27 protein-coding genes and 1 pseudogene are annotated in these 26,394 nt (G+C 71.7%); 15 read left to right on the forward strand and 13 right to left on the reverse strand.

Annotation, left to right across the window (positions count from 1 at the left end; genetic code table 11):
- Positions 1-33 precede the first annotated feature (33 nt).
- The 4 genes from ACWDA7_RS01550 (at position 34) to msrB (ending at position 3,460) form a co-directional block, all read left to right on the forward strand.
- A complete protein-coding gene (locus tag ACWDA7_RS01550; RefSeq protein WP_450602198.1) occupies positions 34-885 on the forward strand; it encodes a pyrimidine reductase family protein in 852 nt (283 codons plus the stop codon).
- 202 nt (positions 886-1,087) lie between these two features.
- On the forward strand, positions 1,088-1,564 hold the full coding sequence (locus tag ACWDA7_RS01555; protein WP_450602199.1) for an indole-3-glycerol phosphate synthase: 477 nt from the start codon (positions 1,088-1,090) through the stop codon (positions 1,562-1,564).
- Positions 1,565-1,646: 82 nt separating this feature from the next.
- Positions 1,647-3,038, forward strand: coding sequence for a UDP-N-acetylmuramate--L-alanine ligase (gene murC, locus ACWDA7_RS01560; protein ID WP_450602200.1), 1,392 nt, complete (start codon positions 1,647-1,649; stop codon positions 3,036-3,038).
- A 14-nt stretch (positions 3,039-3,052) separates the two neighbouring features.
- Entirely contained in the window at positions 3,053-3,460 is a 408-nt protein-coding gene (msrB, locus tag ACWDA7_RS01565) for a peptide-methionine (R)-S-oxide reductase MsrB (RefSeq protein WP_450602202.1), read from the forward strand.
- Between the two features lie 81 nt (positions 3,461-3,541).
- Here msrB and ACWDA7_RS01570 read toward each other — a convergent pair whose 3' ends face one another.
- Both ACWDA7_RS01570 and ACWDA7_RS01575 read right to left on the reverse strand, forming a co-directional pair.
- Positions 3,542-4,573: an alpha/beta fold hydrolase gene (locus ACWDA7_RS01570; protein ID WP_450602203.1), complete on the reverse strand. Its 1,032-nt coding sequence runs from the start codon at positions 4,571-4,573 to the stop codon at positions 3,542-3,544.
- 10 nt (positions 4,574-4,583) lie between these two features.
- Entirely contained in the window at positions 4,584-5,873 is a 1,290-nt protein-coding gene (locus ACWDA7_RS01575; RefSeq protein WP_450602204.1) for an esterase/lipase family protein, read from the reverse strand.
- A 293-nt stretch (positions 5,874-6,166) separates the two neighbouring features.
- Between ACWDA7_RS01575 and ACWDA7_RS01580 the strand changes: the two genes are divergently transcribed.
- From ACWDA7_RS01580 to ACWDA7_RS01590, 3 genes are read left to right on the forward strand one after another with little or no spacing between them, the layout of a single operon-like run.
- Positions 6,167-7,297 (forward strand): ABC transporter ATP-binding protein, encoded by a 1,131-nt coding sequence (locus ACWDA7_RS01580; RefSeq protein ID WP_450602205.1) that lies wholly within the window; start codon positions 6,167-6,169, stop codon positions 7,295-7,297.
- Positions 7,294-8,010 carry an ABC transporter permease gene (locus ACWDA7_RS01585; RefSeq protein WP_359394343.1) on the forward strand — a complete coding sequence of 239 codons (717 nt, stop codon included), beginning with the start codon at positions 7,294-7,296 and terminating at the stop codon, positions 8,008-8,010. Before ACWDA7_RS01580 ends, ACWDA7_RS01585 begins: the two co-directional genes overlap by 4 nt.
- Positions 8,007-8,675, forward strand: a complete 669-nt coding sequence (locus ACWDA7_RS01590; RefSeq protein WP_359394345.1) for an ABC transporter permease — start codon at positions 8,007-8,009, stop codon at positions 8,673-8,675. Before ACWDA7_RS01585 ends, ACWDA7_RS01590 begins: the two co-directional genes overlap by 4 nt.
- Positions 8,676-8,728: 53 nt before the next feature.
- On the opposite strand, the gene ACWDA7_RS01595 is transcribed toward ACWDA7_RS01590, so the two are convergent.
- From ACWDA7_RS01595 to ACWDA7_RS01610, 4 genes are read right to left on the reverse strand one after another with little or no spacing between them, the layout of a single operon-like run.
- Positions 8,729-9,328 carry a GTP-binding protein gene (locus ACWDA7_RS01595; RefSeq protein WP_450602206.1) on the reverse strand — a complete coding sequence of 200 codons (600 nt, stop codon included), beginning with the start codon at positions 9,326-9,328 and terminating at the stop codon, positions 8,729-8,731.
- Entirely contained in the window at positions 9,315-9,755 is a 441-nt protein-coding gene (locus tag ACWDA7_RS01600) for a DUF742 domain-containing protein (protein WP_450602207.1), read from the reverse strand. The genes ACWDA7_RS01595 and ACWDA7_RS01600 overlap by 14 nt, the downstream gene beginning before the upstream one ends.
- Before the next feature lie 36 nt (positions 9,756-9,791).
- Complete coding sequence (locus ACWDA7_RS01605) at positions 9,792-10,268, reverse strand: roadblock/LC7 domain-containing protein (protein WP_359394351.1); 477 nt, start codon at positions 10,266-10,268, stop codon at positions 9,792-9,794.
- The gene (locus ACWDA7_RS01610) at positions 10,265-12,874 is read right to left on the reverse strand and encodes an ATP-binding protein (protein WP_450602208.1); all 2,610 of its coding nucleotides are present in this window, start codon (positions 12,872-12,874) and stop codon (positions 10,265-10,267) included. The genes ACWDA7_RS01605 and ACWDA7_RS01610 overlap by 4 nt, the downstream gene beginning before the upstream one ends.
- 423 nt (positions 12,875-13,297) lie before the next feature.
- Between ACWDA7_RS01610 and ACWDA7_RS01615 the strand changes: the two genes are divergently transcribed.
- Complete coding sequence (locus ACWDA7_RS01615) at positions 13,298-14,257, forward strand: ABC transporter substrate-binding protein (RefSeq protein WP_450602210.1); 960 nt, start codon at positions 13,298-13,300, stop codon at positions 14,255-14,257.
- 11 nt (positions 14,258-14,268) lie between these two features.
- The gene (locus ACWDA7_RS01620; protein ID WP_450602211.1) at positions 14,269-15,762 is read left to right on the forward strand and encodes an aromatic amino acid ammonia-lyase; all 1,494 of its coding nucleotides are present in this window, start codon (positions 14,269-14,271) and stop codon (positions 15,760-15,762) included.
- 72 nt (positions 15,763-15,834) lie between these two features.
- Here the strand turns inward: ACWDA7_RS01620 and ACWDA7_RS01625 are convergent.
- A pseudogene (locus tag ACWDA7_RS01625) lies at positions 15,835-16,278 on the reverse strand (SAM-dependent methyltransferase); the annotation flags it as partial.
- Positions 16,279-16,563: 285 nt separating this feature from the next.
- On the opposite strand from ACWDA7_RS01625, the gene ACWDA7_RS01630 reads away from it, so the two are divergent.
- The 3 genes from ACWDA7_RS01630 (at position 16,564) to ACWDA7_RS01640 (ending at position 18,525) form a co-directional block, all read left to right on the forward strand.
- Positions 16,564-17,100, forward strand: a complete 537-nt coding sequence (locus ACWDA7_RS01630) for an ATP-binding protein (RefSeq protein WP_450602212.1) — start codon at positions 16,564-16,566, stop codon at positions 17,098-17,100.
- Positions 17,101-17,114: 14 nt separating this feature from the next.
- A complete protein-coding gene (locus ACWDA7_RS01635; RefSeq protein ID WP_450602214.1) occupies positions 17,115-17,609 on the forward strand; it encodes a hypothetical protein in 495 nt (164 codons plus the stop codon).
- A 115-nt stretch (positions 17,610-17,724) separates the two neighbouring features.
- On the forward strand, positions 17,725-18,525 hold the full coding sequence (locus tag ACWDA7_RS01640) for a VOC family protein (RefSeq protein WP_359394429.1): 801 nt from the start codon (positions 17,725-17,727) through the stop codon (positions 18,523-18,525).
- Positions 18,526-18,560: 35 nt separating this feature from the next.
- Here the strand turns inward: ACWDA7_RS01640 and ACWDA7_RS01645 are convergent, their stop codons facing one another.
- The 3 genes from ACWDA7_RS01645 to ACWDA7_RS01655 all read right to left on the reverse strand — a co-directional run bounded on the left by ACWDA7_RS01645 (position 18,561) and on the right by ACWDA7_RS01655 (position 20,020).
- Positions 18,561-18,707, reverse strand: coding sequence for a hypothetical protein (locus ACWDA7_RS01645; RefSeq protein WP_450602215.1), 147 nt, complete (start codon positions 18,705-18,707; stop codon positions 18,561-18,563).
- 216 nt (positions 18,708-18,923) lie between these two features.
- Positions 18,924-19,343 (reverse strand): DUF6114 domain-containing protein, encoded by a 420-nt coding sequence (locus ACWDA7_RS01650; protein ID WP_450602216.1) that lies wholly within the window; start codon positions 19,341-19,343, stop codon positions 18,924-18,926.
- Positions 19,343-20,020, reverse strand: coding sequence for a DUF6230 family protein (locus ACWDA7_RS01655; protein ID WP_450602218.1), 678 nt, complete (start codon positions 20,018-20,020; stop codon positions 19,343-19,345). Before ACWDA7_RS01655 ends, ACWDA7_RS01650 begins: the two co-directional genes overlap by 1 nt.
- A gap of 626 nt (positions 20,021-20,646) precedes the next feature.
- On the opposite strand from ACWDA7_RS01655, the gene ACWDA7_RS01660 reads away from it, so the two are divergent.
- Complete coding sequence (locus tag ACWDA7_RS01660) at positions 20,647-21,303, forward strand: Tat pathway signal sequence domain protein (RefSeq protein WP_450602219.1); 657 nt, start codon at positions 20,647-20,649, stop codon at positions 21,301-21,303.
- A gap of 47 nt (positions 21,304-21,350) precedes the next feature.
- On the opposite strand, the gene ACWDA7_RS01665 is transcribed toward ACWDA7_RS01660, so the two are convergent.
- Entirely contained in the window at positions 21,351-22,280 is a 930-nt protein-coding gene (locus tag ACWDA7_RS01665; protein ID WP_450602220.1) for a lytic polysaccharide monooxygenase, read from the reverse strand.
- Between the two features lie 221 nt (positions 22,281-22,501).
- Here ACWDA7_RS01665 and ACWDA7_RS01670 point away from each other — a divergent pair, with 221 nt between their 5' ends.
- Entirely contained in the window at positions 22,502-23,077 is a 576-nt protein-coding gene (locus ACWDA7_RS01670) for a hypothetical protein (protein WP_450602221.1), read from the forward strand.
- Positions 23,070-24,230, forward strand: a complete 1,161-nt coding sequence (locus ACWDA7_RS01675; protein ID WP_450602222.1) for a damage-control phosphatase ARMT1 family protein — start codon at positions 23,070-23,072, stop codon at positions 24,228-24,230. The genes ACWDA7_RS01670 and ACWDA7_RS01675 overlap by 8 nt, the downstream gene beginning before the upstream one ends.
- Here the strand turns inward: ACWDA7_RS01675 and ACWDA7_RS01680 are convergent.
- Positions 24,223-25,488 carry a cytochrome P450 gene (locus ACWDA7_RS01680; RefSeq protein WP_450602223.1) on the reverse strand — a complete coding sequence of 422 codons (1,266 nt, stop codon included), beginning with the start codon at positions 25,486-25,488 and terminating at the stop codon, positions 24,223-24,225. The genes ACWDA7_RS01675 and ACWDA7_RS01680 overlap by 8 nt on opposite strands.
- Complete coding sequence (locus ACWDA7_RS01685) at positions 25,485-26,306, reverse strand: alpha/beta fold hydrolase (RefSeq protein ID WP_450602224.1); 822 nt, start codon at positions 26,304-26,306, stop codon at positions 25,485-25,487. The genes ACWDA7_RS01680 and ACWDA7_RS01685 overlap by 4 nt, the downstream gene beginning before the upstream one ends.
- Positions 26,307-26,394 lie beyond the last annotated feature (88 nt).

Consider the following 26,394-nt stretch of genomic DNA (forward strand, 5'->3'; position numbering starts at 1 on the left):
CACCACTCTAAAGGCCGTGCCACACTGCTCGACATGCGACGCCTGTTCCCTGTGACCGACGAGACAGCGACCCGGCCGGGTGACACGGCCCCCGATGACGGGCAGGCGGCGGGCGCGGGTCCAGCCGGCGGGCTCCCCGGTGCCGGCCAGGCCGACCGTGAGTGGAGCCTGGAGGAGCTGGCCGCGGCGTACGCGTATCCGGAGGCGGGGCCGGGCGGACGGGAGCCCTGGCTGCGCGCCAACATGGTCTCCACCCTGGACGGCGCCGCCCAGCACGACGGGCGCTCCCAGCCCATCTCCGGCGCCGCCGACATGCGGATCTTCGGCACTCTGCGGGGGCTCGCCGATGTCGTGATCGTGGGGGCTGAGACGGTACGGCAGGAGGGATACCGTCCGGCCCGCGAGCGAGAGGCCTTCGCGGCGCTGCGCACGGCGGCCGGGCAGGGGCCCGTGCCCGCGATCGCGGTCGTCAGCGCGAGTCTCGAGCTGGACTTCTCATGGCCGCTCTTCACCTCGCCGCTGGTGCCCACACTGGTGCTGACCGGGGCCGCGGCGGCGCCGGACCGGGTGGCCGCCGCCGAGAAGGCGGGCGCCCGGGTGGTGACCGCCGGGGACGGCATGGGCGTGGACCCGGCCCGCGCCGTACGCGCCCTCGCGGATCTCGGTCTGACCCGGCTGCTCACCGAGGGCGGGCCGCGGCTGCTGGGCCAGCTGGTCGCGGCAGGCGTGCTGGACGAGCTGTGCCTGACGGTGTCCCCCATGCTCACGGCGGGTGACGCGCAGCGGATCGCCGGGGGGCCGTCGGTGGCCGTACCCAGGCGGTTTACGCTCGTGTCGCTGCTGGAGGAAGAGGGATTCCTGTTCAGTCGCTACCACCGGAGCTGAGCCACGGGGCTGTGTGTGTTCCCGTGCCTTGAGCCGGATTTTTGTGGAATCACCTGTTCCGTGCGACCCCGGATGGGCGCACTAAATCAGGCGGTCTCTGTGCGATCACGGGGCAGGATGGTTTCCGCAGGGCCTTGGAGGCCCACGGAGGAGAGGCCCCTCGGGGGTCCTCGACGGACTCGGAAAAGAAGGGGCGCCCGTCGTGTTCACGAGCGTACTGATGATCGAGAAGGCCCTCACATCGGCGGACGTGGAGTTCGTCACCACTCTGCATGGTGACGAAACGGTGTCCTTCCACGTCCTGCTGCAGCCCCGCGGCGACCAGGCCGACCGTCTGCTGCGCGCCATCGACGACATCGCCCTCGGCGAGCTGGACGAGGCGGCGCACGAGCGGGAGACCCCGGAGGGCAAGGACGCCGTGGCGCTGGGGCAGCAGGCCCTGGAGGTCTCCCTGTCCGCGCTGCACGGGGCGGGGAGCGAGGCGGAGGGCAGGCTCATCGAGGACCACCCGCTCGACGCGCTCAAGAAGCTCGTCGACGAGGTCGGCGCGGACGAGGTCATCGTGCTGACCGACCCCCACTACGTGGAGGAGTTCTTCCACCGCGACTGGGCCTCGAGAGCCCGGCACAAGGTGGGCGTACCGGTGCTCAAGCTGTTCTCGCACAGCAAGAGCCAGTGACCGGTCGGTGTCACTGGGCGCGCGCGATACCGCATAGGCTGGGGCGCTGAACGCACGCCGTACCAGCATCCAGGAGACACGCATGGCACCCGGCCTCCCCACCGCCATGGACCGACCGCACTTCATCGGCATCGGCGGCGCCGGAATGTCGGGAATCGCGAAGATCCTCGCGCAGCGTGGCGCCAAGGTGGCGGGCAGTGATGTCAAGGACTCCCCGACCGCCGAGGCGCTGCGCGCGCTGGGCGTGACCGTGCACCTCGGTCACGCGGCCGAGCACCTCGCCGACGACGCCAGCTGCGTCGTCGTCTCCTCCGCCATCCGGGCGGACAACCCCGAGCTGGCCCGGGCGGCGGAGCTGGGCATCCCCGTGGTCCACCGCTCGGACGCGCTGGCCCGGCTGATGGACGGCCTGCGTCCGATCGCGGTCGCCGGCACCCACGGCAAGACGACCACGACGTCGATGCTGGCGGTCTCCCTCACCGAGCTGGGTCTCGCCCCGTCGTACGCGATCGGCGGCGATCTCGACGCACCCGGCTCCAACGCCCTGCACGGCGAGGGCGAGATCTTCGTCGCCGAGGCCGACGAGAGCGACCGCAGCTTCCACAAGTACGCGCCCGAGGTGGCGATCGTCCTCAACGTCGAACTCGACCACCACGCCAACTACGCCTCCATGGAGGAGATCTACGACTCCTTCGAGGCGTTCGCGGGCCGGATCGTGCCCGACGGCACGCTGGTGGTCTCGGCGGACCACGAGGGCGCACGCGAGCTGACGCGGCGGCTGGGGGGCTCGGTGCGGACGGTGACGTACGGCGAGTCGCGGGACGCCGATGTGCGCATCCTCTCCGTCGTCCCGCAGGGCCTCAAGAGCGAGGTGACGGTGGTGCTGGACGGCACGGAGCTGACCTTCACCGTCTCCGTCCCCGGCCGTCACTACGCGCACAACGCGGTGGCGGCGCTGGCGGCGGGTGCGGCGCTGGGCGTCCCGGCGGCGGAGCTGGCCCCGGCTCTGGCGGCGTACACGGGCGTGAAGCGCCGCCTCCAGCTCAAGGGCGAGGAGGCCGGCGTCCAGGTCATCGACTCCTATGCGCACCACCCGACGGAGATGACGGCGGACCTGGAGGCGATGCGGGCCGCGGCCGGCGACTCCCGCATCCTGGTGGTCTTCCAGCCCCACCTCTTCTCCCGCACCCAGGAGCTGGGCAAGGAGATGGGCGAGGCCCTCGGCCTGGCCGACTCCTCGGTCGTCCTGGACATCTACCCGGCCCGCGAGGACCCGATCCCGGGTGTGACGAGCGAGCTGATCATCGAGGCGGCCCGGGCGGCGGGCGCGGACGTCCAGGCCGTCCACGACAAGGCCGATGTCCCCGCGGTCGTGGCGGGAATGACGGAGCCCGGAGATCTCGTTCTCACCATGGGCGCCGGGGACGTCACGGACCTCGGCCCCCGGATCCTGGACCGTCTCGCACAGAAGTAAAGGGGTTGGCCTTCATGTCGTACGACATCGACAAGCCGGACGAGCAGTGGCGCACGGAGCTGACCCCGGCGGAGTATGCCGTCCTGCGCCAGGCGGGCACGGAGCCCGCCTTCACCGGTGAGTACACCGACACCAAGACCCAGGGCGTCTACTCCTGTCGTGCCTGCGGCGCCGAGCTGTTCACCTCGGACACCAAGTTCGAGTCCCACTGCGGCTGGCCGTCCTTCTTCGACCCGAAGGACAGTGACGCCGTGGAACTGATCGAGGACCGCTCCCACGGAATGGTCCGCACGGAGGTGCGCTGCGCCCGCTGCGGCTCGCACCTCGGGCACGTCTTCGAGGGCGAGGGCTACCCGACCCCGACGGACCAGCGGTACTGCATCAACTCGATCTCGCTGCGTCTGGCGCCGAACGAGGGCTGACCGGCCGAAGGGCGGGGCGGCGGGCGTCCGGGAAGGACGCCACGCCGCCCCGCGAAGAGGCCTGCTCGGTGGCGCACACCGTCAGGCCGACAGGACCTCCAGCAGAGCCGCACCGAACTCCTCGGGGCGTTCCAGGTGCACGGCGTGCCCGGCGCCCGGGACGGCGACCTCGCGTACCGTGCCGCCGGCCGACGCGTAGCGGTCCAGGACGTGGCGGGTCTGCGCCACCATCGGCTGGGCGGGCGTCCCGTCCCAGCCCGGCACCGCGCCGATCGAGCCCAGGTGCGCCAGGTCGAACAGCGAGGTGTCCGAGACGATCACGTCGTCCTCGCCGCGTATCCACAGCACCGGCGGCTTCGGGTCGAGCAGATGCAGCTCGTCGACACGGAAGACCAGCGGTGAGAGGCAGTTGAGGACCCCGCGGGTACCGGGTGCGACGCCCGGCCAGGCGGGGGACGCCACGCTGTCGCCCGGGTAGTGGTCGTCCCCTGTGCGGGTGGTGAGCATGGACTCGACGTACTCGTCCTCGTGCTCGGGGCGCAGGGGCGGCTTGACGTAGCAGTTCGCCAGGACGGACCGGGGGGAGAGTGGGGAGTCCTCACCGCGGTCGCCCTTCGCGAGCCGCGTGACGAACTCGGGGTTGGCGGTGCCGCCGCCCGCGCCCGCCCCGTCCTCGGAGTTGAGGGTTCCGTCCACCCCCTGGGTGCCGCCGAAGCCGTACGGGGAGACGGGGTTGACCAGGGTCACCGAGCGCACCGCGGCCGGATGGTCGCACAGGTACTGCAGGACGACGCCCCCGCCCATCGACCAGCCCACCAGGTGTACCCGGTCGAGCCCGAGGGCCGCCAGCAGCGCGGCGAGGTCGTCGGCGTGGTCGCGCAGGCCGCGCGTCGCGTCGATGGGCAGCGGGTCGGTGTCGCCGAACCCCCGCAGGTCCGGTGCGAGGGGGCGGTACCGCTCCGGAAGCAGCGGCAGGGTGGTGCGCCAGAAGGCGGAGGAGGAGACGTTTCCGTGGACGAAGACGACCGGTTCGCCCTCGTCCCGGATGTCGGTGACCCCGACGGTGAGCCGGTCGGTGGGAACTCGTCGGGTGCGGATGCTGCTGGTGCTCATGGGCGGTCCTTCAGGAGAGCCAGGTGGCGATCTGGGCGGCGGCCGAGCTGTTCCAGCCCAGCTCGAGGTGGTTGGCGCCGACCACGGTGGCCGTGCCGCCGACCGTGGGGATACCGGTGGTGTCGAGCGCGCTCGCGATGAAGACGACACCGTCGCTGGGCCCGCGGTTCTCGTTGAAGATGCCGACGACGTCCGCGGAACCGCCGGCCAGCAGATAGGTGGTGACGGAGGCGGGTACTCCGGCGTTGTGCAGGGGCGTGATCAGTGAGCCGGCGTTGATGGCGGCCTGGATGCCACTGCCCGCGGTGTAGTAGCCCTGGCCGCCATAGTACGTCGTGTACCAGTCCTGCGCGGAGCCGTCGACCCCGAACACCCCGTCCCAGCGCGCCAGCATCTGGCGCTGACCGGGATAGTCGTCGTAGCCGCCGGCGGGCGTCATGGAGAACTCGGGGTGCGAGGTGTACTGGCCGTAGCACGTCATGTACGAGTGCGGGGACGGGGCGTTGACCGTGCCTCCGCACTCGGGCCAGATGGAGAAGTCGTGCGCCCAGCCGTGGGCGTACGGATAGTCGTAGCCGCCGTTGGGCCCGCCGACGGTGATCAGCCTGCGGACGTCACCGGCGTAGGCCCGTCCCCAACTCGGCTTCAGGGACGACACATACGCGCGGGCCGACATCTCGCCCTTGCTCCAGCCGACGAGGTCGACCTTGGTGACGCCCAGCTTCGCCTTGATGACCGCGATCGCGTCGCCGACGATCTGCGCCTGCATCAGGTTCTCACCCTGCTTGTGCGCGAAGCCGACGGCGAAGACGCGGTGTCCACGCCCCGACAGATACTGCATCAGCCCGGTGGACGGGCAGGACAGGGCGCCGCAGCCGTAGCCGCCCGCCTCACCCGGATTGGCCCAGGCGCGGTCCGCGGTGTCGTTCGCGCCATGGACGAGCAGGACCGGCGTGGTGTTGGTCCCGGTGTTCCAGCCGGGGGCCGAGTAGAGCAGGAAGCGGCCGGAGTACGGGCGCGAGACGCCGCCGAAGTAGGTCACCCGCTTGCCGTCCTGGTCACCGCGGCCGTCCGGCGGGTAGCCCTCGGTGCGGAACCCGGTGGTGGTGTCGAGGTAACGCTCCACGCGCTCCCAGCCGTTGGTGACGACACCGGCCCCGTAGGTTGCCTCGAGAGTGAGATACGAAGGCGGCTCGGCGGCGTACGCGGTGCCGCCGGTGGCCGGCAGTCCGGCCACCACCGCCATCAGGAGGGCGAGCAGAAGCCGCCACCGGCCCGCACGGCCATGTCTGTACCGCATGTCCTGTCCCCCTTGCCGACGTGTGCCCGACGCTCCTCGGTGCGGCGACACGTTAGGCAAAGGAGGCATGGGACGGCATATGTGGGGACCCCATAAGAAAGGGCGGCCATATGGGGCAGCAACCTGGCCATCTCCGCCCCGATTTCGCATGCCGGGCGCACCGCCGTGGTCCGACCGGCAGGTCACCCGCCATGGAGCCGCAACATGCGCCGTCTACACTCTCCCCGCAACGGCCCTTGCGACACCGGCCGGGATCAGGCCGCTCCTGCCACACCCGAAGGGTATTCGGCGCTTTGATACGGATAGATTCAGTCACCAAGCGGTACCCGGACGGCACGGTGGCGGTCGACCGGTTGTCATTGGAGATACCGGACCGCTCGATCACCGTCTTCGTCGGCCCCTCGGGCTGCGGCAAGACGACGACCCTCCGCATGATCAACCGGATGATCGAGCCGACCGAGGGCACGATCACGCTCGACGGCGTCGACATCGGCAAGCAGCCCGTGAACTCGCTGCGCCGGTCGATGGGGTACGTCATCCAGAACGCCGGGCTCTTCCAGCACCGCACGATCGTCGACAACATCGCGACCGTGCCCCGGCTGCTCGGCTGGAGCAAGGACCGGGCCCGGGCCAGGGCGCGGGAGTTGATGGACCGGGTCGGACTCGACGCCTCGCTGGCCAAGCGGTACCCGTACCAGCTCTCCGGCGGGCAGCAACAGCGCGTCGGTGTGGCGCGCGCACTCGCCGCGGACCCGCCGGTGCTCCTCATGGACGAGCCGTTCTCCGCCGTCGACCCGATCGTGCGCAAGGGCCTGCAGGAGGAACTGCTCCGTATCCAGGAGGAGCTGGGCAAGACCATCGTCTTCGTCACCCATGACATCGACGAGGCCATCCGGCTCGGCACCATGGTCGCCGTCATGCGGACCGGTGGCAGACTCGCCCAGTTCGCGCCGCCGGCGGAGCTTCTGTCCTCCCCGGCCGACGCGTTCGTGGAGGACTTCCTCGGCACGGACCGCGGCATCCGGCGGCTGTCGTTCTTCACCACCGAGGGCCTTGAGCTGAAGAAGACGGCCATCGTCGCCGTCGACTCCACCGCCGAGCAGATCGCCTCCCGCGCAGCGTCCGACGTGCCGTACCTGCTCGTCACGGACCTCGACGGCAAGCCGCTCGGCTGGAGCGAGGCCGGGGACCTCGTCGCCGGGGACATCGCACCGGAGCGACTGCTGCCGTACGGACGGCCGTTCGTGTACGGCAAGGACTCGCTGCGCGCGGCGCTCGACGGCGCGGTGCTGTCGCCCACCGGCTGGTCCGTCGCCGTGGACGGCGACGGCCGGGTGGTCGGGGTCGTGTCGCAGCAGACCGTCGGCGACGCCATCCGCAGCGCCCATGCCGAGGAGCACCCGGACGAGAAGGTCGCCGGATGAACAGGTTCTTCGACATCCCGAGCGACCTGCAGAGCAGCTATCTCGGCCTGATCGGCCTGCACTTGAGGGAGTCCCTGCTCCCGGTCCTGGTGGGTCTGCTGGTCGCGCTGCCCGTCGGTCAGCTCTGTGTGCGGTTCCGCTGGCTGTATCCGCCGGTGCTGTGGGTGACGACCGTGCTCTACGCCATCCCCTCGCTGGCCTTCTTCGTCGTCCTCATCGACTACACCGGCCAGACCGAGACCACGGTGATGATCCCGCTCGCCGTCTACAGCCTGGTCGTGCTCGTCCCCGCGATCGTGGACGGCGTCCGCTCCGTACCGCAGGAGACGCTCGCAGCGGCCACCGCGATGGGCTTCGGACCCGTACGCCGTTACCTCCAGGTCCAGTTGCCGATCGCCGTGCCCGCCATCATCGCCGGGTTGCGGGTGGCCACCGTGTCCAGCATCAGCCTGGTCAGCGTCGGCATGCTGATCGGCAACCAGGGCGCGCTCGGAAACCTGCTCAACGACGCGAACATCTACCACCGGCCCGAACTCGCCTGGAACTCCGTGCTCACCACGGCGGTCCTGGCCATCCTCGCCGATGCCGTGCTGGTCCTCGTCCGCGTTCTGCTAACCCCCTGGATGCCGAGCGGCGCGCGCCGCCCGAAGCCCAAGGCCGCCGCGGCCCGGCCCGATGCGGCCGTGCCCGTCCTGGAGGACGCCGCCCGGTGAACGTACTCAATTTCGTCAGCGCCTTCTTCAACGACAGTGCTCACTGGCACGGTTACGACGGCATCCCCACGCGCCTGTGGGAGCACCTCCAGTACTCCCTGGAGGCGCTCGTCGTCGCCGCCGCGATCGGGCTGCCGGTCGGGCTGGTCACCGGCCACTTCGGGCGCGGCGGCAACGCCCTCGCCCTGATCGCCACCGCCGCCCGGGCCCTGCCCAGTTTCGGCCTGCTGGTGCTGATGGTCATCCTGCTCGGGTTCAGTCTGCTGCCCGTGATGATCCCGCTGGTCGTCCTCGCGGTCCCGCCGATTCTGGTCACCACCTACGAGGCCGTCCGCTCCGTCGACCCGTCCCCGGTGGACGCGGCCCGCGGCATGGGAATGCAGGAGTCGCGCATCCTGTTCCAGGTGGAACTCCCCGTCGCGCTCCCGCTGATCCTCAGCGGTCTACGCTCGGCCGCCATCCAGATCGTCTCGACGGCGACCATCGCCGCGTACCTGGGCCTCGGCGGCCTCGGCCGGTACATCATCGACGGCCTCTACCAGAGGAACTACGAGAAGGTGGTGGGCGGCGCCACGCTGGTGGCCGCCATGGCGCTCGCGACGCTCGGACTGTTCTGGGCGGCCGGGCGCTTCGCGGTGTCGCAGGGCGTGCGCCGGAGCGCCTGACGGAACGACCGGGGGCCCGGGAATCCACGATTCCCGGGCCCCGCCGCGCTGTGTCATCCCTCGCTGCGGGCCAGCGCCTGCTCCAGCACCACGAGCAGCGCGTCGCGCACCGAGCCGCGCTCCCGGGCGTCGAAGACGATGACCGGGACGTGCTCGGAGACGTCCAGCGCCCAGCGCACCTCGTTCACGCCGTACTCCACCCTGCCGTCGAAGGCGTTGAGGGCGACCGCGAACGGGATGTCCTTGTGCTCGAAGTAGTCCACGGCCGCGTAGCAGTCGTCGAGGCGCCGTGTGTCGACGATGACGAGCCCGCCGACCGCGCCCTCCACGATGTCGTCCCACATGAAGCCGAACCGGTCCTGCCCGGGCGTGCCGAAGAGGTACAGCTTCAGGGTCGGGTCGATGGTGATGCAGCCGAAGTCCATGGCGACCGTGGTCGTGGTCTTGCGCGGGGTGTGCGTGAGGTCGTCCACGCCCGCGGCCACCTCGGTGATGGCCGCCTCGGTGGTCAGCGGTTCGATCTCGGAGATCGAACCGACGGCGGTGGTCTTGCCCACCCCGAAGCCGCCCGCGATCACCATCTTGACCGGCAGCGGGGGACGTACGGCCGTCTGCGCTGCCGCGCCGCCGGTGACCGGTTCAGTCGGTGTCACGGAGTACCCCCCGGGAGTCGGGGATGGCCCGGAGGCCATCGATAACCCTTCGCAGGACGGACGCGTCGTGCGTGACGTCGGTGTGCGGCACATACACCGTCAGCTGCCCGGCGGCGCGCAGGTCCTCGGCGAGGACCCGGACCACGTTCAGATGCAGCCGCAGCCGGGCCGCGATCTCCGCGATGGACTGCGGCTGCCTGCAGGCGGCGACGATGTCGTGCTGCTCGAACGAGAGCCGGTCGAGCGCTTCGAGACCCTCCGTGGTGGCCACCACCTGGGTCTCGACGGGGACCGGCCGGCCGGACGCGGTGGGCGCCACCCGGCCGGCGGTGACCAGGAACGGCCGTACGGCGGCAACGCGACCGAACGGTTCCACCGGCGTGCGGCCCCCCTCGTCGGTGTCGCGCGGAGTGCGGCCGTCCGCCATGGGTGCGACTTCCTTCCTCGGCCGGGTCGGGACCGGTCACCCCGTCGAGGCGGCGCCGACGCTGTTCTTCAGCTCCAGCACCAGCTGGGGGCTGAGCGCGGCACCCGCCCGGTTGGCGAACAGGGTCATCTCGTAGGCGATGTTGCCCAGCTTGGCCTCCTTGTCGGTGACCACGCCGAGCACGGCGCCGCTGCCGATCGCGGAGACCAGGACGTGACCGCCCTCCAGGTCGATGATGACCTTGTTGAGGCCGCCGAGGCCGTAGTTGCCGGAGGCGCCTGCGGCCAGGCTGGTGATGCCGGAGACGATCGCGGCGAGCCGCTCCGAGTCGGCGTGCTCGCGCAGTTCGGAGACGGCGATGAGCAGACCGTCGGAGGAGACGGCGATGGCGTCGACGACGCCCGCGGTCTCGGTCGCGAACCGGTTGAGCAGCCAGGTGAAGTCGGCTGCTGCGGCTTGCAGGTCGGCCGGCGTGGTGCCTCCTGCCGGAGTGTCACCTGTCGACGTGCTCACTGCTCCGCTCCTTCCTGGAGGTGGTTCTGGTCGTGCGTGCGGTGGGGGGTGGTGCGGGTGGCGGTGTCGCGGTTGGCGCGCTCCACCGCGGCCTCGAACTCGTCGAGCGCGGAGCGGACTTCGTCGGCGTCGGCGGGCCGGGGAGCCCGTGACGCCGCCTGCCGACCGGTGTCGGAGGTGGTGGTCGGCAGCGTCGCGCCCCGGACGCGGCGGCGCAGCGGCCTCGGGGTGCCGGGTGCGGCCTCGGCCACGGCGTGCGCCGATTCGGGGGTACGGGCCCCGGGAGCCGGTGCGGTGCCCTCCGTGCGGGGGCGGGGGACGAGCGGGAGCTCCTCGGCAGGGTCATGAGGAACCGAATGGTCCAGGGCGCCGGTGCCGTCGGGCAGGCGGGACTCCGTACGGTCCGCACGCTCGTGGCCGTCCCCGGCCGCCTCCTCGCCCACCTCGTGCTGCTGGTGTCGGGGGAGCCGCCGGGGCAGGGCATCGGGCCGGTCCTCGGCGCCGGCGGGAGCCTGCTCGGCGGGCACGTCCGCCGGGGCGACGACGGCCGACGGCACCGGGCCGGACACGGCAGCCGCGGACTCCGGCCCGGCCGTGGCCGACGCCGTGGGCTCGGGCTCCGGCGCGTCCACCGGGCTCATCGTCAGCAGCAACATCGAGGGGATCTCCACAGTGGCCGTGACCCCACCGCCGGGTGTGCGGGACAGTACGACCCGGACCTCCCAGCGGCGCGCCAGCGTGCCCACCACGAACAGGCCGAGCACCTTCGTCGGTACGACGTCCAGGCGCTCACGGCGGACCAGCCGGGCGTTCTCCTCGGCGAGCCGCTCGGCGCTCATCCCGAGGCCGTGGTCGGCGACCTCGATCACCGCGCCTTCGGCACGGGTGCGCACCGTCACCTCGACGGGGCTGCCGGCGGGTGAGAACGAGACGGCGTTCTCCAGGAGTTCGGCGACCATCAGCGTCAGGTCGCCGATGATGTCGGGTTCCACCATGACATCGGTCTCGGCGTGCAGCCGCACCCGCTGGAAGCCCTCGATCTGGCCGAGCGCGGCCCGTACGACGTTGGTGAGTGCGGTGGGACCGGAGTCCAGGACCGTCTCGCGGATGCCGGCGAGCAGCATCAGGCTGTCCGCGTTGCGCCGCAGCCGCACGGCGATGTGGTCGATGGAGTAGAGGCGTTCGAGGAGCGCGGGGTCCGTCTCGCCCCGCTCCACCGCGTCGATCAGCACCAGCTGACGCGTGGTCAGGTTGCTCACTCTGCGCCCCACGTTGCCGAACATCTCGGCGACGTTGCGCCGGCTGAGCACCTGGCGCTCCAGCAGCGCGGCCGCGGTGGTCTGCACACGGTTGAAGGCCTCGGCCAGCTCGCCGATCTCGTCGCGTGCGGTGACGGGCATCTCACGCAGCCGTGGCGGGCCGTCGTCCTCGGCGTCCTCGTCGGCCACCCGGGCCAGTTCGCGGCCGGCGACCTCGGCGACCTGCTGGGCGGCGCCGGTGAGGGCCTGGACGGGGCGGACCACGGAGCGGCGCACCGCCCCGGAGAAGGCGATCCAGACGGCGAAGCCCACGAGCGCGAGGCTCAGCAGCAGTCCGGCCCGCCACTGGGCGGTGCTGGACGCGGCGTCGGCCCGGTCGGCGACCTGGTCGATCAGCGCGGCGGTGATCTCCAGCCGGCTCGCGGCCTGCCGGGGGTAGGCGGAGTAACCGCTCAGGGCCGCCGTGGACTTCGCGCGGACCTCCGCCAGGGTGGCCGCCTGCAGGGCGCTGGGGTCGATCTGGAGCTCGGCGTACGCCTCGGCGATGTCCCGCTGGGCGGTGCTGTGCTCCATCCCGGAGAGCAGGTTCGCCTGCTCATCGGTGGCGAACCGGCCGAAGCGGTCCGCCTGGTAGGTGTACAGCTCGTAGGAGCCGACCGCCCCCGCGTACTCGATGAGTGCGTTGGTGTCACCGGTCGTCGCCGAGAAGACACCGGTCTCGAAGGCACCGTGCGCGGCGTCGGCGCGCAGCAGCGAGTCGAGCAGGTTGCCGGTGAAGGTGGCCGCGAGATCCTCGTTCCGGTCCAGCCCGAGACCGTCGATCAGTCCTTCGGAGGTGTTGGTGTAGGCCGGGTCGATGTTGTCGGCGGGCAGGTACCCCTGCTCGACGGTCTCGCGCAGGCTGGACAGTCCGTCGATCTCTTTGAGGACCTGGTCCTCCGTCTCCGGCAGTCGGTCTCCGAAGGCGGCCCGCACCTTGTCCACTTGGGCGTCCACGGCCTGCTGGGCGGCGCGATAGGCCGACAGTGAGGGCTTGGTGCCGCCGGCGGCCGCCTCGTAGCGCACCGAGAGCAGGATGGCCTGCTGGTGCTCGGCCTCCAACCGGTCGACGAGCCGGGCGACCTGGGTGCTGTCGCGTACCAGCCGAGCCGCGGACCCGGCGCTGACCGACTGCTGTATCAGGCCGCTGATGAGGTAGACGAGCAGCACGGCCACCACGGCGAGCGGTACACCGAAGAGGATGTTGAGCTTGCGCCTGAACGGCCATCGGACGGCGAAGCCGCGTAGGCCACCACCCGGCGGGGACGGCGCCGGCCGGGCCGGCGCGTCCACCTCGTTCGTGGACACCAAGCCTCCTTTGAAGGCGTCTTGGGGCGCGTGTAGATTCAATGTGACCGCAATGGATCGACCGGGGTCGCCAACGGAACCGACCGGGTCGGCACAGAACGGTACAAGGCGGCCCGGACACCGTTGTCAGCGCACACTGCAGCCCCGCGCGAACTTCCGGGAGACTACCGTCTCTTGAGGCCCCGGTTCCGGTCGCCCTACGTCAAGAATCCATTACGAAGAGCGCGTGGTTCCGCCCCGGTTCGGTCGTTGCTCCTTCACAATCGGACGTTCACGATCGTCCGGGCATCGAGGCCAATCGGTGACCAGAATGCTCTTGACTGACCGAGAACGAGCTGGATTGGATCAGTGGAGTGCGGCGCCCGCACCCCCGCACAGCAGCGCCACGCCTTGCCCCCACCCCTTCGGCCCGGAACGGGAATCGTGACCTTTACAGCGAACACCAGCACGTCCAGCAGGAGACTCCCCGGCACGGCCGCCGTCGCCCTCGCCGCCACGGCAGTACTGCTCGCGGGGTGTTCCTCGTCCTCCGACAACAAGTCCGACCCGCTCTCGGGCGGTAAGTCCGACGGCAACACCGTCGTCGTGGGTTCCAACAACTTCGCCGAGAGCATCCTGATCGCCGACATCTACGGCGAGGCTCTGAAGGCCAAGGGCCTGAAGGTGACCTACAAGCCCAACATCGGTAGCCGCGAGACCACTTACGGCCTGCTGAAGAACGGCTCCATCACGGTCCTGCCGGAGTACAACGGCGCGCTGCTGGCCTACCTCGACAAGGACGCCGCCCCGAAGACGATCGCCGCCACCACGGCCGCGATCAACGCCAAGCTGGACTCCAAGCTGACGCTGCTGGAGCCGGCGCCCGCGCAGGACAAGGACTCCGTCACCCTCAACGCGGACACCGCCAAGAAGTACGGCCTCACCGAGCAGTCCGGCATCGCGGACCTCAAGAACGCGGCCAAGGACCTGGTCATCGGCGCGTCCCCGGAGTTCCAGACCCGGCAGCAGGGACTGGTCGGCCTGAAGTCGGTCTATGGCCTGGAGTTCAAGTCCTTCAAGGCCCTGGACGCGGGCGGCCCGCTGACCCAGGCGGCGCTGAAGAAGAACACCGTGCAGGCTGCGGACATCTTCACCACGGACCCGACCATCTCCAAGGAGAAGTTCGTGGTCCTCCAGGACCCGAAGAACCTCTTCGGGTTCGAGAACGTGCAGCCGCTCGTCTACAAGTCGGGGCTGTCCCAGCAGGGCGTCGACGCGCTCAACGCGGTGTCGGCCAAGCTGGACACGGCGGCGCTGCTGGACCTGGACACCCAGGTGCAGCTCGGCAACAAGGACCCGCTGGACGTCGCCAAGGCCTGGCTGAAGTCGGCCGGCCTGGGCTGACGCACCCGCCCGTGGACACCGCGGACGGAGCGGCGCGGGTGCCCGAGCCCACGACGGACACGGGCGCCCGCGTCGTCCTCGACGGCACCGCCCTCGACGTCGGCGGGGTGGTCCGCCTGGCCGGGGGCGCGGCCGTGCCCGTCGTGCCCGCACCGGCCATGGAGCGCGCCCGGCGCTCATGGCACACGGCCCAGCGGCTCGCTGCCGCAGGCCAGTTGTACGGCCGCGGCACCGGCGTCGGTGCCCACCGCTCGGTGCGGGTCGATGCCGAGGAGGAGTCGGGGCACGGGCTGCGGCTGCTGCGCAGCCACGCGGGAGGAGCGGGCGCCCTGCTGCCGGCCCGCGAGATCCGGGCGATGCTCGCCGTGCGCGCCAACCAGCTGCTGGCGGGTGGCTCCGGCATCCAGCCCGCCTTCGTCACCGCGCTCACCGACGCCTTGCGGCTCGGCGTCCGCCCCGCCGTCAACGAGTACGGCGGCGTCGGCACCGGCGATCTGACCGCGCTGGCCCAGACCGGTCTCACCCTGATCGGCGAGCGCCCCTGGCTCGGCGACCCGCAGTCCGGTCTGCCCGCGCCCGTGGCCCTGCGTCCCGGCGATGCCCTCGCCCTGCTCAGCAGCAACGCCCTCGCGCTCGGTCAGTCCGCGCTGGCCTGCCACGACCTGACGGTGCTGCTGGACGCCACACACGCGGTGGCGGCCCTGTCGCTGGCCGCCGTGTCCGGGTTGCTGGAGGCCTACGCGGCCCCCGTGCACGCCGTACGCCCGTACCCCGGAGCGGCCCGAGCCGCGATGGAGGTACGGCGCCTGCTGGGCGCCCCAGACCGTCCGCCGCTGGCTGTGGGGCGGATCCAGGACCCGTACGGCTTCCGGGCCTTCCCGCAGGTGCACGGGCCTGCGCTGGAGGCCGCCGACGCGCTGCGGCGGATCGTCGAGGTGGAGGTCAACTGCCCTTCGGAGAACCCGCTGATCGGTGAGGACGGCACGGCCCACCACCACGGCGGATTCTTCGCGGCACCACTCGGCCTCGCCCTGGACGGGGCGTGCCTGGCCCTGCTGGGGACCGCCCAGCTGTCCGCGGCGCGCCTGACCGCGCTCGGCAGGGCGGACCTGACGGGGCTGCCCGCGTACCTCGCCTCGGGACCCACGGGCAGCTCGGGCACGATGATCCTGGAGTACACCGCCAACTCCGCGCTCGCCGAGCTGCGTTCCTGTGCCGCCCCGGCGTCGGCCGGGCACACGGTCCTGTCCCAGGGACTGGAGGAGGCGGCCAGCTTCGCCTCCCAGGCCGCCCGCCAGTCGCTGCGCGCGGTGGACGCGTACCGCACCGTCCTCGCCTGCGAACTGGTCGTGGCCGTACGGGCGTTGCGGCTGCATCCCGCCCCGCCGGCCGTCCCGGCCTTCACCGTGGCGGCCGCGGCGCTCCCGGAGAAGACGGAGGACCGCCCGCTGACAGGGGACGTGACCGCGGCGGCGGAACTGCTACCGACGCTGGCGGCGTTGTAGACGGCGACGGGCCGCGCCCCCGGCACGGACGCAGCCCGTGGCATCGTGCGGGCTCCGCCGCAGGGGGCGCGATCAGCCGTGCGACCCGCACTCGGCAGCCGGCGGTGCCCCCGCGGCGACGTTCCGGTCAGGGCTTGCGGGCAACCGCCCGTACATCGCGATGTCCTCGTCCCGGATGCCCTGCTCCCCGGTCCCGTCCGGGTGCCACTTGTGCACCTGGACCACGCCGGGCGCGGCCAACTCCAGCCCGTCGAAGAACTCGTGGGCCTCGTCGATCGTCCGCAGCCGCATCGGCATGTTGCGCGCCGCGTACTCCCGGGCCACTCGTCCCACCTCGTCCGGAGCGAACTCGGCGGTGCCGATGGACATGGCCAGCCAGCTGCCGGACGGCAGCGGTTCGAGAAGGCGGCGCACATTGCCGACCGCGTCGTCCGCGTCCAGCATGAAGTGGACGATCGCGATCACCGTGAGGGCGACCGGCCGGTCGAGGTGGAGGGTCTCGCGGAATTCGGGCGACGTCGTCGGTCTTGTCGAGAGAGACGGCGCCCACGAGGCCGTTCAGATACACGATGTCCGGCAGCGCGGGCGCCTCGCAATTCTCAACTCGCCAGTTGCGAGCTGTTGTTGGCGGGTGCCACAGTGTTCATAGCGTCGGCGGCCGGTGAACCAAGATGTTGAGCAGCCCGGTTGGGGGAGACGGGGCTGCGGTCCCTGTGCGATGGAGTGAGATGCACGGGGCGCGGCACGGCGTCCGGCGGTGGGCGCCGGCAAGGTGCCCCGGCAGACGAAAGGCGAACGGTGATGGCTCCGCCCTCCCTCCCCCAGTCCTTGGACCGCCTCTCCGGGGGCGCCTCACCCCGTCGGTCCGATGTCTTCGCCGTCCTGGCCCTCCCGGCGGCGGTGGGGGTGGCCCGGAGCAACGTCCGAGCCCTGCTTGCCCGGTGGGGCACCGGCCACCGAACCGTTGACAACGCTGTCTTGGTGACCTCGGAGCTCGTCACCAACGCCGTCATGCACGGCGCCGGCGAGCGCATCGTGTGCCGGCTGCGCACCGACGGCCACCGGCTGCACATCGAGGTCCAGGACGAGAACCGCGGCGGGACCCTGCCCGCGCTCCGCAGCCCGCACCCCGACGACCAGAGTGGCCGCGGCCTCGTCCTGGTCGACGCGCTGAGCAGCGACTGGTGGGCAAGGGACGCCCCGCTCGGCTCCGGTCGCGTCGTCTGGGCCGAGCTGAGCCCCCAGCCCGGTGAAGCCCTCGTGACCGTCCCACCCGCCGTCCCGCACCTCAGGCCCGCCCCCCATCCGGCCGACCGCGCCCCGGAGGCGGAGGAGTAACAAGGACCCCCACCATGGAACGGCCGCACGCCTCTGCCGAACCGCTGCCCCACCCACCCGCCGCCCGCCTGGCCCTGTCCCCGGCGCTGACCGCCGCTCTCGGATACGACGTCGTGGGCACTCCGAGGGAACACGGCGAACGGATCATGAAGTGCCTGTCCCGTGTCGGCTGTGTGTTCGCCGACGACCTCCAGTGGTGGTGGATCGTCCCCGCGGGCTGCGACATCGGCGTCACCTGGCCGCCGTCGACGAGCTGTGCGGTCGACGCCCGCCTGGGCCGCGGGGCCCCGGAGCCGCAGCCACACCGGGCCGACCCCTCCTGGAGCGGCCCTCGTGCCGACCGGCCACTGCTGATCCACCGACCCGACGGTGACTCTCCGTACACGCCGTCGATCCCGCTGTACTTCCTCGCCTGCCGCCTGGCCGGCAGCACTCCGCACTGGTCCTCGGGGCCGGTGCCCGAGGCGCTTCCGGCCCTCAGGCACCCCGGCCGGTCCCTCTCCGGATGACGCCCGCCGCTCGGTGACGCATCCTTGCTAGGGCGCTATCGGGGTACCCGGAGACCCTGAGCGAACGATGGGGGAGGTGCCCGGCATCTCCCCCAGGGAACCGGTCGGAGTGGTCATGGTCAAGAACGAGGCACGGGGCAAAGGAGGAGTCCCCAGTGACTCGGTGTTCGGTGCACCGTGCTGGGTCAGTCTGACCACGCGCGACCTCGACGTCGCGGAGAACTTCTACCGGGCCGTGTTCGGCTGGGAATGGCGGCCGAACAGCATGGACGAGCGAATCCGGGTGGCGTTGGCGGACGGGGTGCCCGTCGCCGGGATCGCCGCCGTGGCCTCGATGTGGCAGATGGCCGTCGCCTGGACCCCGTACTTCGCCGTCCCCAGCGCCGACGAGGCGGCGAGCCGCTGCCGTGAGCGCGGCGGTACGACGGCCGTCGGCCCGCTCTCCTTTCCGCCCGGCCGGGCCGCCCTGCTGGCGGATCGCGACGGAGCGGTCTTCGGTGTCTGGGAGGGCCCGCTCGTCACGGGCTGGGAGGAGTGGCGCGAGGCCGCCCCCACGTTCATACGGCTGCACACGCGGAACGCCTTCGACTCCGCGATCTTCTACGGGGAGGTCCTCGACTGGGCCTCCGCACGCCAGGGCTGTTGCGAGGTGCAGTACGACGGCGACGAGGTGGTCCTGCGCAGCGGTGGAACGGTGGTGGCACGGATCCACTCGGGAGCGGTGGAGGCCGCGCCCGACCCCACGATCCGCCCGCACTGGCAGGTCCACTTCGTGGTGGGCGACGTCGAGGCCTGTGCGCGGGCCGCGCGGGCCCAGGGCGGCTGCGTCCTGCAGTGGGAGGAGGGCGCCGAGGACGCGGTGCTCGCCGACCCGGACGGCGCGCGCTTCACCGTGACCGCCAAGCGCCAGCCCTGAAGGCCGCGGGCCCTCTGTGACGGCACCCGGGGGTCTCAGGAGTCCTGGTCGGGGGCGCCTTCGCCGACCCGGTACGTCCTGGTCCAGGTGGCCCCGCAACGGCAGCGGGACTTCTCGATCAAATGGCCGTCCTCGCTGACCCCGAGGCCGTGCCTGATGCGGACGTGAACGTGCTCACCCACGGTGCGTCTCCTCCGGTCGGCCGGCATCCGGGCGAACCGCCATTCAACGACATGCCGCACAGGTCGTATATGAGCGCGCTCACAGGGTTGGGCACGCTCACGGGATGAGACCGCTCGGTTCCCCGTTGTACGGCCTCGGCGGACGGGACCCGGCAGGGGCCCCGTGCAGATGTGGGGGTCGGGGCGACCGGCCCGCCCGCCGAGGGGTCGAGGGGCTCAGGAGGCGGCGGTGTCGGCCGTGGGGGACCGATCGCGACGGCGGCGCAGGACGCCCCGGCGCGGCTCCTGGTCGGGCAGCCAGCCGAAGGCCAGGCAGCTTCCCGTCACGCCCAGCAGCAGGCCGATCAGGAAGCCGCCCAGGTTGGACGTGATCCAGCTGCCCAGGGACACCAGGACTCCGAGGATCGAGTAGAACACGCGCTGGGCCGGGCTGAAGAGCAGCAGCAGTCCGCACAGCAGCATCACCGTCGGCAGTAGATACCCGGCCAGGCCCTGCATGCCGATGTGCGTGATCACCTTCAGCGACGCCTTCTCCGTGAGGAGGATCTCCGCTCCGCCCAGCGTCAGCAGCAGCCCGCCCCAGAAGGGGCGGTCCGCCCGCCGGCGCCGGAAGGCGGTCCTCGCCCGGCTCGCCATCAGCAGCCCGTGTCGCTGAAGCTGAGGTTCAGGCCGGGCAGCCTGAATACCGCGGCGGTGGTGGCGTAGTTGGTCTGCCGCAGGTTGACGATGTGCACCGTGTCCGCCTGCTGCCCGAAGACGCCCTTGTTGCCCTGCACCCCGGCCTTGGTCAGGGTGCTCGCGTCGTTCCCGATCTCGATGTGGTTGAAGTCGGCGTCGCCGGTCAGCAGGGTCGAGTCGGTGGTCAGATCGGTGGCGGTCACCTTGTCCTTGCCGCCGCCCGCGGTGATCTTCAGGTTCGTGCCGCCGAGGTCGACGCTCTGGCACAGCTTGACCAGTGTGGCGTTCTTGATCGCGGAGGTGACGACCAGCACCTGGCCGCCGGTGTCGCCGGCGTTCGGACTGTCGTCCGCCATGTTGTCCAGGGCGCCGAACTGCTCGAAACCGGTGCCGTTCAGGTCCGTGGCGGCGACCGTGAAGGGCAGACCGGAGATCGCGAACTGCACCCCCAGTGCTCCCTGGGCGGTCATGATCGCGAGACCGGCGGCGATCGCGGTGGCAGGCACCGCCATCACCGCGGCGCGGCGCAGGCGGACCCGCCCGCGCCTTTCGGGCGACGCTGCGGTGGTGGCACCGCTTTCCTGGTGCTCGGGTGCGGGACCGGGGGACGCCGTGGCGTCCGAGGACGAGGCCATGTCTGCTCCTGTGCATAGGCAATGCGAGTGGGGCTTCGCTGGCGTGTTGTCCTGGCGCGGACAGCGGCTGCCGTGCGCGCCTCCTCTGGCATCCCGGCGTGTGCAAGGGCTTGCTCGCGGCGCGGCAGTTACCACTGGGGAAGTTACCGGCGGTTACACCGAGAGGTCAAGAGAGCTGTGGAAAAAGGGTGTTGGTTGTGTTGCACCTGTGCCGCCGATGTACCGGCGGCCTTCCGGGCAGGGTGGCCGCCGACCTGCCCCGCCGCATCTATTCCCATCAACTTCGCTGTCACGTATTGACGTTGACGATTCATCAGGTCTACAACTTCCCCTGATCTCGCATGGATCCGTGGCGCCGGATCCGTCGCACCGCACACGTCACTCTCCCGGCCCCCGTCCTCCCGGGGCGTTGGTGACACCTCCGCACGCGCGGTGCGAAGCACGGAACCTTCACATCCGGCCGCGATCCAGCACTCTCCGCGACACCGGCACGGTCGCCTCCCCTGTCCGTGCACCGTTCCCGGTGACCCGGCTGCCGCTGCCCGCCCGTCACGTACGGAGAAGGCGTCACGGGCCGGCAGCGGCACACCCCCCGCAACCCCCCACTTCGGAGAAGAGGCACCCTCATGCGTACGCCCCGATCCCTGCTCGCCGTCGCCGGCACCGCCGCTGCCCTCGCCCTGGCCGCGGCTTCCCCCGCCTCCGCGGACGGCGCCGTGCTCACCGCAGGCGGCACCGCCGTCGCCGTCGGCGACGTCCTCAACGCGTCGCTCGCCGCCGGCACCACGGCCACGCTCTACTCCAGCGCCACCGGCACCAGCGGGGTCTCCTGCACCTCCTCCACGTTCACCGCCACCGTCACCGACAACCCGGCCGCCCCGGGCGCCGCCACCGAGTCGCTCACCGGCCACAGTTTCGACAGCAGCAGCTGCACCAGCAACGTCATCGGTGTCCTGGGCGTCACCGGCATCACCGTCGACCACCTGCCCTACACCACCACGGTCGGCTCCGACGGCACGGTCACCGTCACCCCGGCCGCCGGCTCTACCATCCAGACCACGGTCAAGCTGCGCACCCTGCTCGGCACCATCACCTGCGTCTACCAGGCCCCGAGCCTGACCGGCACGGCGAGCAACACCGACAACGGCATCGCCTTCACCAGCCAGCAGTTCACCAAGGTTTCCGGCTCGTCGCTGTGCTTCGCCAACGGCTACTTCACGGCGAAGTACGCCCCGGTCACCGACACCAGCCAGGCGGGCAGCCCGGTGGTGTCCGTCAACTGACGGACCGGCGCCGACGGCCGCTGCCGGTGGGTCCGGCGGCGGCCGTGTCAGCCGCGCCTGCGGCGCAGTGCCAGGGCGGCGCCCCCGGCGAGCACCGCGATCGCCCCGGCGCCGCCCGCCAGCAGCGGCAGCGACGGACCGCCGTCGGAGCGGGGCGCGGTGGCCGCCGCCGGTGTGCCGGGTACGGAGGTCGCCAGTCCGCCGGGCCGGGACGAGGTGCTCACCGCAGGCCGGCTCGGCGACGGCGCGGGGGTGGGCGTGGGTGTGGGCGAGGCTTTGGCACCGGCCCGGGTGCCCGAGGTCTTCACGCTGCCCGAATCCCGGGTGGCCCCGGACCCGCGGGAGGCACCGGACGCCGCCGGGAACACCACGTCCGAGCACGAGTAGTACGTGTCCGTCGTGCTCGAATTCTGCCAGATCGTGAAGAGCACATGGTGCCCGGACCGGTTGGCCGGGAGCTTCGCCCTGATCCGGTACGCGCCGTTCGTCAGCGGCGGGTCGGTCACCTGGGCGAACGGTGCCGTCGGGAGGTCGGACCAGGTCAGCGGCTTGGTGGGGTCGTACCCCTGCTTCGTCAGGAACAGCTTGAACGTGCCCGTGTGCGCGATCGTCGAGCTGTACGCCATGGTCAGTACGGCCCCGGGCGCGAGCCGGGTCGACGGCCAGTCGGAGCGTGCCAGGTCCAGACCCCGGTAGGCGGGCAGCCCTCCGCTGCACAGTCGGCCGTCGGGGACGATCTGCCGGTCCCTGCCCTTCACGCCCGCCACCCGGAGGTTGTCCCAGGCCGTGAACGGCGAGCCGTTCGCCCTGATCGCCGCCAGGCATGCCGCGGTCGTGCGGAAGCCTCCCACGGGTGAGCACGCGAAGACCCGGCTGACCGGATGCGTGGGCGCCCCATGGGCGAGGGCCGGGGTCGCCGGCAGCAGGGTCGCCGCCACGGCGACGGCGGCCACGGCGGCTGTGCGGTGTGCGGTCATCCGGTGTCTCCAGGCACATCGGGTGCGGCGGGTGCGTACAGGGGAGTACGGGCACGGGGAGGCGCACGTTCAGGGCCGCGACCGCTTCCCGCGCGTTCCTCGCGCAGAGCGGGACACAGCGGGCAACCGGCCCGTGCCGAGGGCCGTTTCCCGGCCGGACAGCCCCAGGGGAGCGGACGGCCGGCCGGGGGCGGCGGCCGGGCGGCCGTTAGCGTAGGCCCATGGCAACGGAGAGAGCCCCCGGGGCAGTCGAGGCGATATGTCCGGGCTGCGCAGCGGCCGGGGTGCGGACGGTACCGGAGATCTGCGCCGACCACGCGGCCATGCGTGAGGGGCTGGCCGACCGGCTGGCCCGGACGCCGGGCGTGCCCTCGCGGTTCGACCGGTTCCTGCACTTCGCGGAGGGCTTGCTGATGGCCGGCGTCGGCGTCGTCCTCGCCTACGACGGCATCGGCAGCGGCAAACCGCTCTTCACGATCGGCGGCTCGCTGCTCGCCGTGCTGCTGTTCGCCGGCACGATCGTCGTGGTTCGCGGCGAAGGCCGTGAACGGGCCGTCGTGGCCGCGGGGGAGCCCCGTGCCGACGCACTGTGGCGATCGGCGTACTACTGCCCCGGGTGCGCGTCGGTGTTCTGCCCCGACGGCGCTCCGTGGCAGGGTCTGCTGACGCCGGAGCAGTTCAAGAAGTTCGTGTGGACCGAGGCCGGCTACGGGAAGCAGCTGGAGGAGCGGTTCACGGACGTGGACGTGCCCCCCGGGATCCTGACCGGCCCTGGAGGAGACCGAGACCATGCCTGACGCCCCCGTGATCCTCGCCGACGAGCCGGGCTCCTTCCCGCACGGTGTGCTCGCCGCCCGGCACCCCGCGCTCATCCGCGCGGTGCGGGAGGCCTTCCCGTACGGTCCCGGGCAGCGGCGGGCGCTCGACGGGCTGCTGAGCAGCGCCACCGAGGGCGTCATCGAACCGCTCGGCACGGAGGACGACGAGCGCTGGGCGGCCTGGGGAGCCCGCGAGTACCTCGGCCGGTCCTGGTTCGAGGTCCCCTTCCTGTGGTCCGAGAGCTACTTCTACCACCAACTCCTCCAGGCCGTCGGCTACTTCGGCCCCGGAGCCTGGCAGCGCATCGATCCGTTCCGCCCGTTCAAGCTCGCCGAACTCGACTCGCCGGAGACGGACGAGGAACTGGCGGCGCTCGACCGGCTCATGGAGCAGTCGCCCGACGAGCAGGCACGGGCGCTGCTGCACGGCTCGCTCTGGGGCAACCGCGCGGACCTCGGCTTCCGCCTCTCCGCTCCCGGTGCCCCGGCCATGGACAGCAGGCTCGTCGCGGACGACAGCGAGGCGCTGTGGTCCCTCCTCCCCGCCGGCACGGTCTGCCTGGTGGCCGACAACGCGGGCCGCGAGCTGATCCCGGACCTGCTGCTCCTCGACCATCTGCTCCACCACGAGCGGGTGCGCCGGGCCCTGTTGCATGTGAAGCCCCATCCCTACTACATCTCCGACGCCACGACGGCCGACGTCGTGGATGCGGTACGCCGGCTGACCGGCGCGAAGGGTGCGGCGGCCGACGCGGGGGAGCGCCTGTGGACGGCGATGGCCGAGGGCCGCCTCGAGGTCCGGGCACATCCCTTCTCGTGTGCCCCGCTGCCGTACGCGCAGATGCCGGAGGACCTGCGCACGGACTTCGCCGCCGCGGACCTGACGATCTTCAAGGGGGACCTCAACTACCGGCGTCTGGTGGGGGACCGGCTGTACCCCCCGACGACGTCGTTCGCCGAGGTGACGGCCTACTTCCCCGGCCCGGTCGCCGCGCTGCGCATCCTGAAGTCCGACGTGATCGTCGGGCTGGACGCCGCCATGGAGGCCGCCCTGGTCGCCGCCGAGGAGCAGCACTGGCGGACCAGCGGGGCCCACGCACTGATCCAGGTCGAGCCATCACGCGTCAAGTGAGCGCCAACGGAAGCGACTTGATGCCGTTGATGAAGTTGGAGACCAGCCTTCGGGGCGGCGCGGCCAGGCGAGGGGCGGGCAGGACCCGCAGCGCCTCCTCGTAGAGCACGCCCAGCTGCAGCCGGGCGAAGTGGGAGCCGAGACAGACGTGCGGGCCGTCGCCGAAGGAGACGTGCGGGTTCGGCGTCCGGGACAGGTCGAGCCGGTCGGGTGCGGTGAAGACGCGCTCGTCCCGGTTGGCGGACGCGTGGAAGACGACGACCTTGTCGCCCGCGCGGATGCGCCGTCCGGCCAGTTCGGTGTCGCGGGCGGCGGTCCGCCGGAAGGTGAGCACGGGCGGATGCCAGCGCAGCAACTCGTCGACGGCGACCGGAAGCCGGTGGAAACCGGCGCGCAACTCCTCGTATTCCGCGGGATGCTCGGCCAGCGCGAGCAGGCCGCCGGGTGCCGCGGAGCGCACCGTGTCGTTGCCCGCGATCGTCAGCAGGAAGAAGAACATCTCCAGCTCGGGACCGGTCAGTTCGGGATCGGTGGCCAGCGTGGTCATGATGTCGTCCGCCGGGTGGCCCCGTTTGTACGCGGCGAGCTGCTGGGCATAGGCGAACATGTCGCTCAGGGCCGCGGGCGACCGGGGATCGACCGGCTTGCCCTCGGCGGCCAGGAGCGGCTCGCCCGCCTCGTCCGGGTCCTGGTAGCCGATCACACGCTGGGTCCAGTGCAGCAGCAGGCCGCGGTCGGACTCCGGGACACCGAGCAGGTCGGCGAGATTGACCACGGCGTAGTCGTCGGTGACGGCCGCGACGAGATCGCAGGTGCCGTCGCCGCCGTGCGCCCGGTCCAGGGCGGCCGCGAGCAGGGTGCGGGCCTGTATGCGGGTCGTGGCCGTGAAGCGGTCGATGCGGCGCGGGGTGAAGGCGCGGCTGATCAGCCGCCTCAGCCGGCCGTGCGCGGGGGGATCCTGATTGAGCATCATCCGCCGGATGAACGGCAGGTCGTCGGGGTGGGGGTCGCGGATCTGGGTGGCCCCGGCGTAGGAGGAGAACGTCCCGGAGTCCCTGAGCACGCGTACGACGTCCGCGTGCCGGGTCACCGCCCAGAATCCGGGCCCGGCCGGCCAGCCGAGCACCTCGGGCTCGTCCTGCCAGGCGACCGGGTGGTGGTCGCGCAGAAGGCGGTACGCGGCATGGGGGACGCCGTCGGCGTACTGGCGCGGGTCGAAGACGTCGGGAACGGGCGGCGCACTCTCGCCGACGTTCACGGGCGGAGGCTCTCTTCGGCGTCCGGCTTCTGGGCGGGGGCCGCGGTACTCGTCTCCGCCCGCAGGAAGTCCTCCACGGCACGGAGCAGGGCGAGCGGCGCCTCGTCCATCGCGTAGTGGCCGGCCGAGGGCAGTTCCAGGAGCGAGGCGTTGGGATACCAGCGCAGCCAGGTCTCTCGCAGCAAGCCGGCCGTCAGCGCGGGGTCGAGGGCGCCCGCGACGGCCAGCGCCGGAACCGTCGAACCCGCGACCGAGGTGTGGAAGTCCTCCCCGGCCCATGAGTCGAGCCAGGTCCGGAACGCGTTCGCGTCGCTGTGCGCGAGCGAGCGGGCGACCATGCGGTCGAGCCAGGCGGCGGGCGCCCGGCCGCCGGTGGTGACGTCGATGATGACGCGCCGGTTGCCGGGCTTGTGCGCGGCGTCCGCGAACAGTTCCCACTGCTCGGCGGGCATCGGCATGCCGGAGGCGGGTACGGGGGAGACCCCGACGATGCGGCGCAGCCGCTCCGGGCCGAGCGCCAGCAGCCGTTGGGCGACCGCGCCGCCCATCGAGTGCCCGATCACCGAGAACCGCTCCCAGCCCAGCCGGTCGGCCAGGCCGACGAGGTCGGTGGCGGCCTCGGCCGTGCCGTACGTGCCGGCGGCGTCTTTCGCGGCCCCGTACCCGCGCAGGTCCACCAGCGCGTAGGTGAAGGTCTCGCGGTCCAGATCGGGGAGCACCGGTGCGTACGCGGCCCGGTCGGCGAACCAGCCGTGTACCGCGAACACCTTGTGGGCGCCGTCGCCGTGCACTTCGTGAGGCAGCACGAAAGAGGTCATGCGACCACGGTGGCCCGGGGCGTGAGTGTCGGCAAGGGGGCGTGCGGGGCGTCCGGATTCCGGCGCGGACGCCTCCGGACCGGCGCCA

The organism is Streptomyces sp. NPDC001156 (assembly GCF_053598275.1).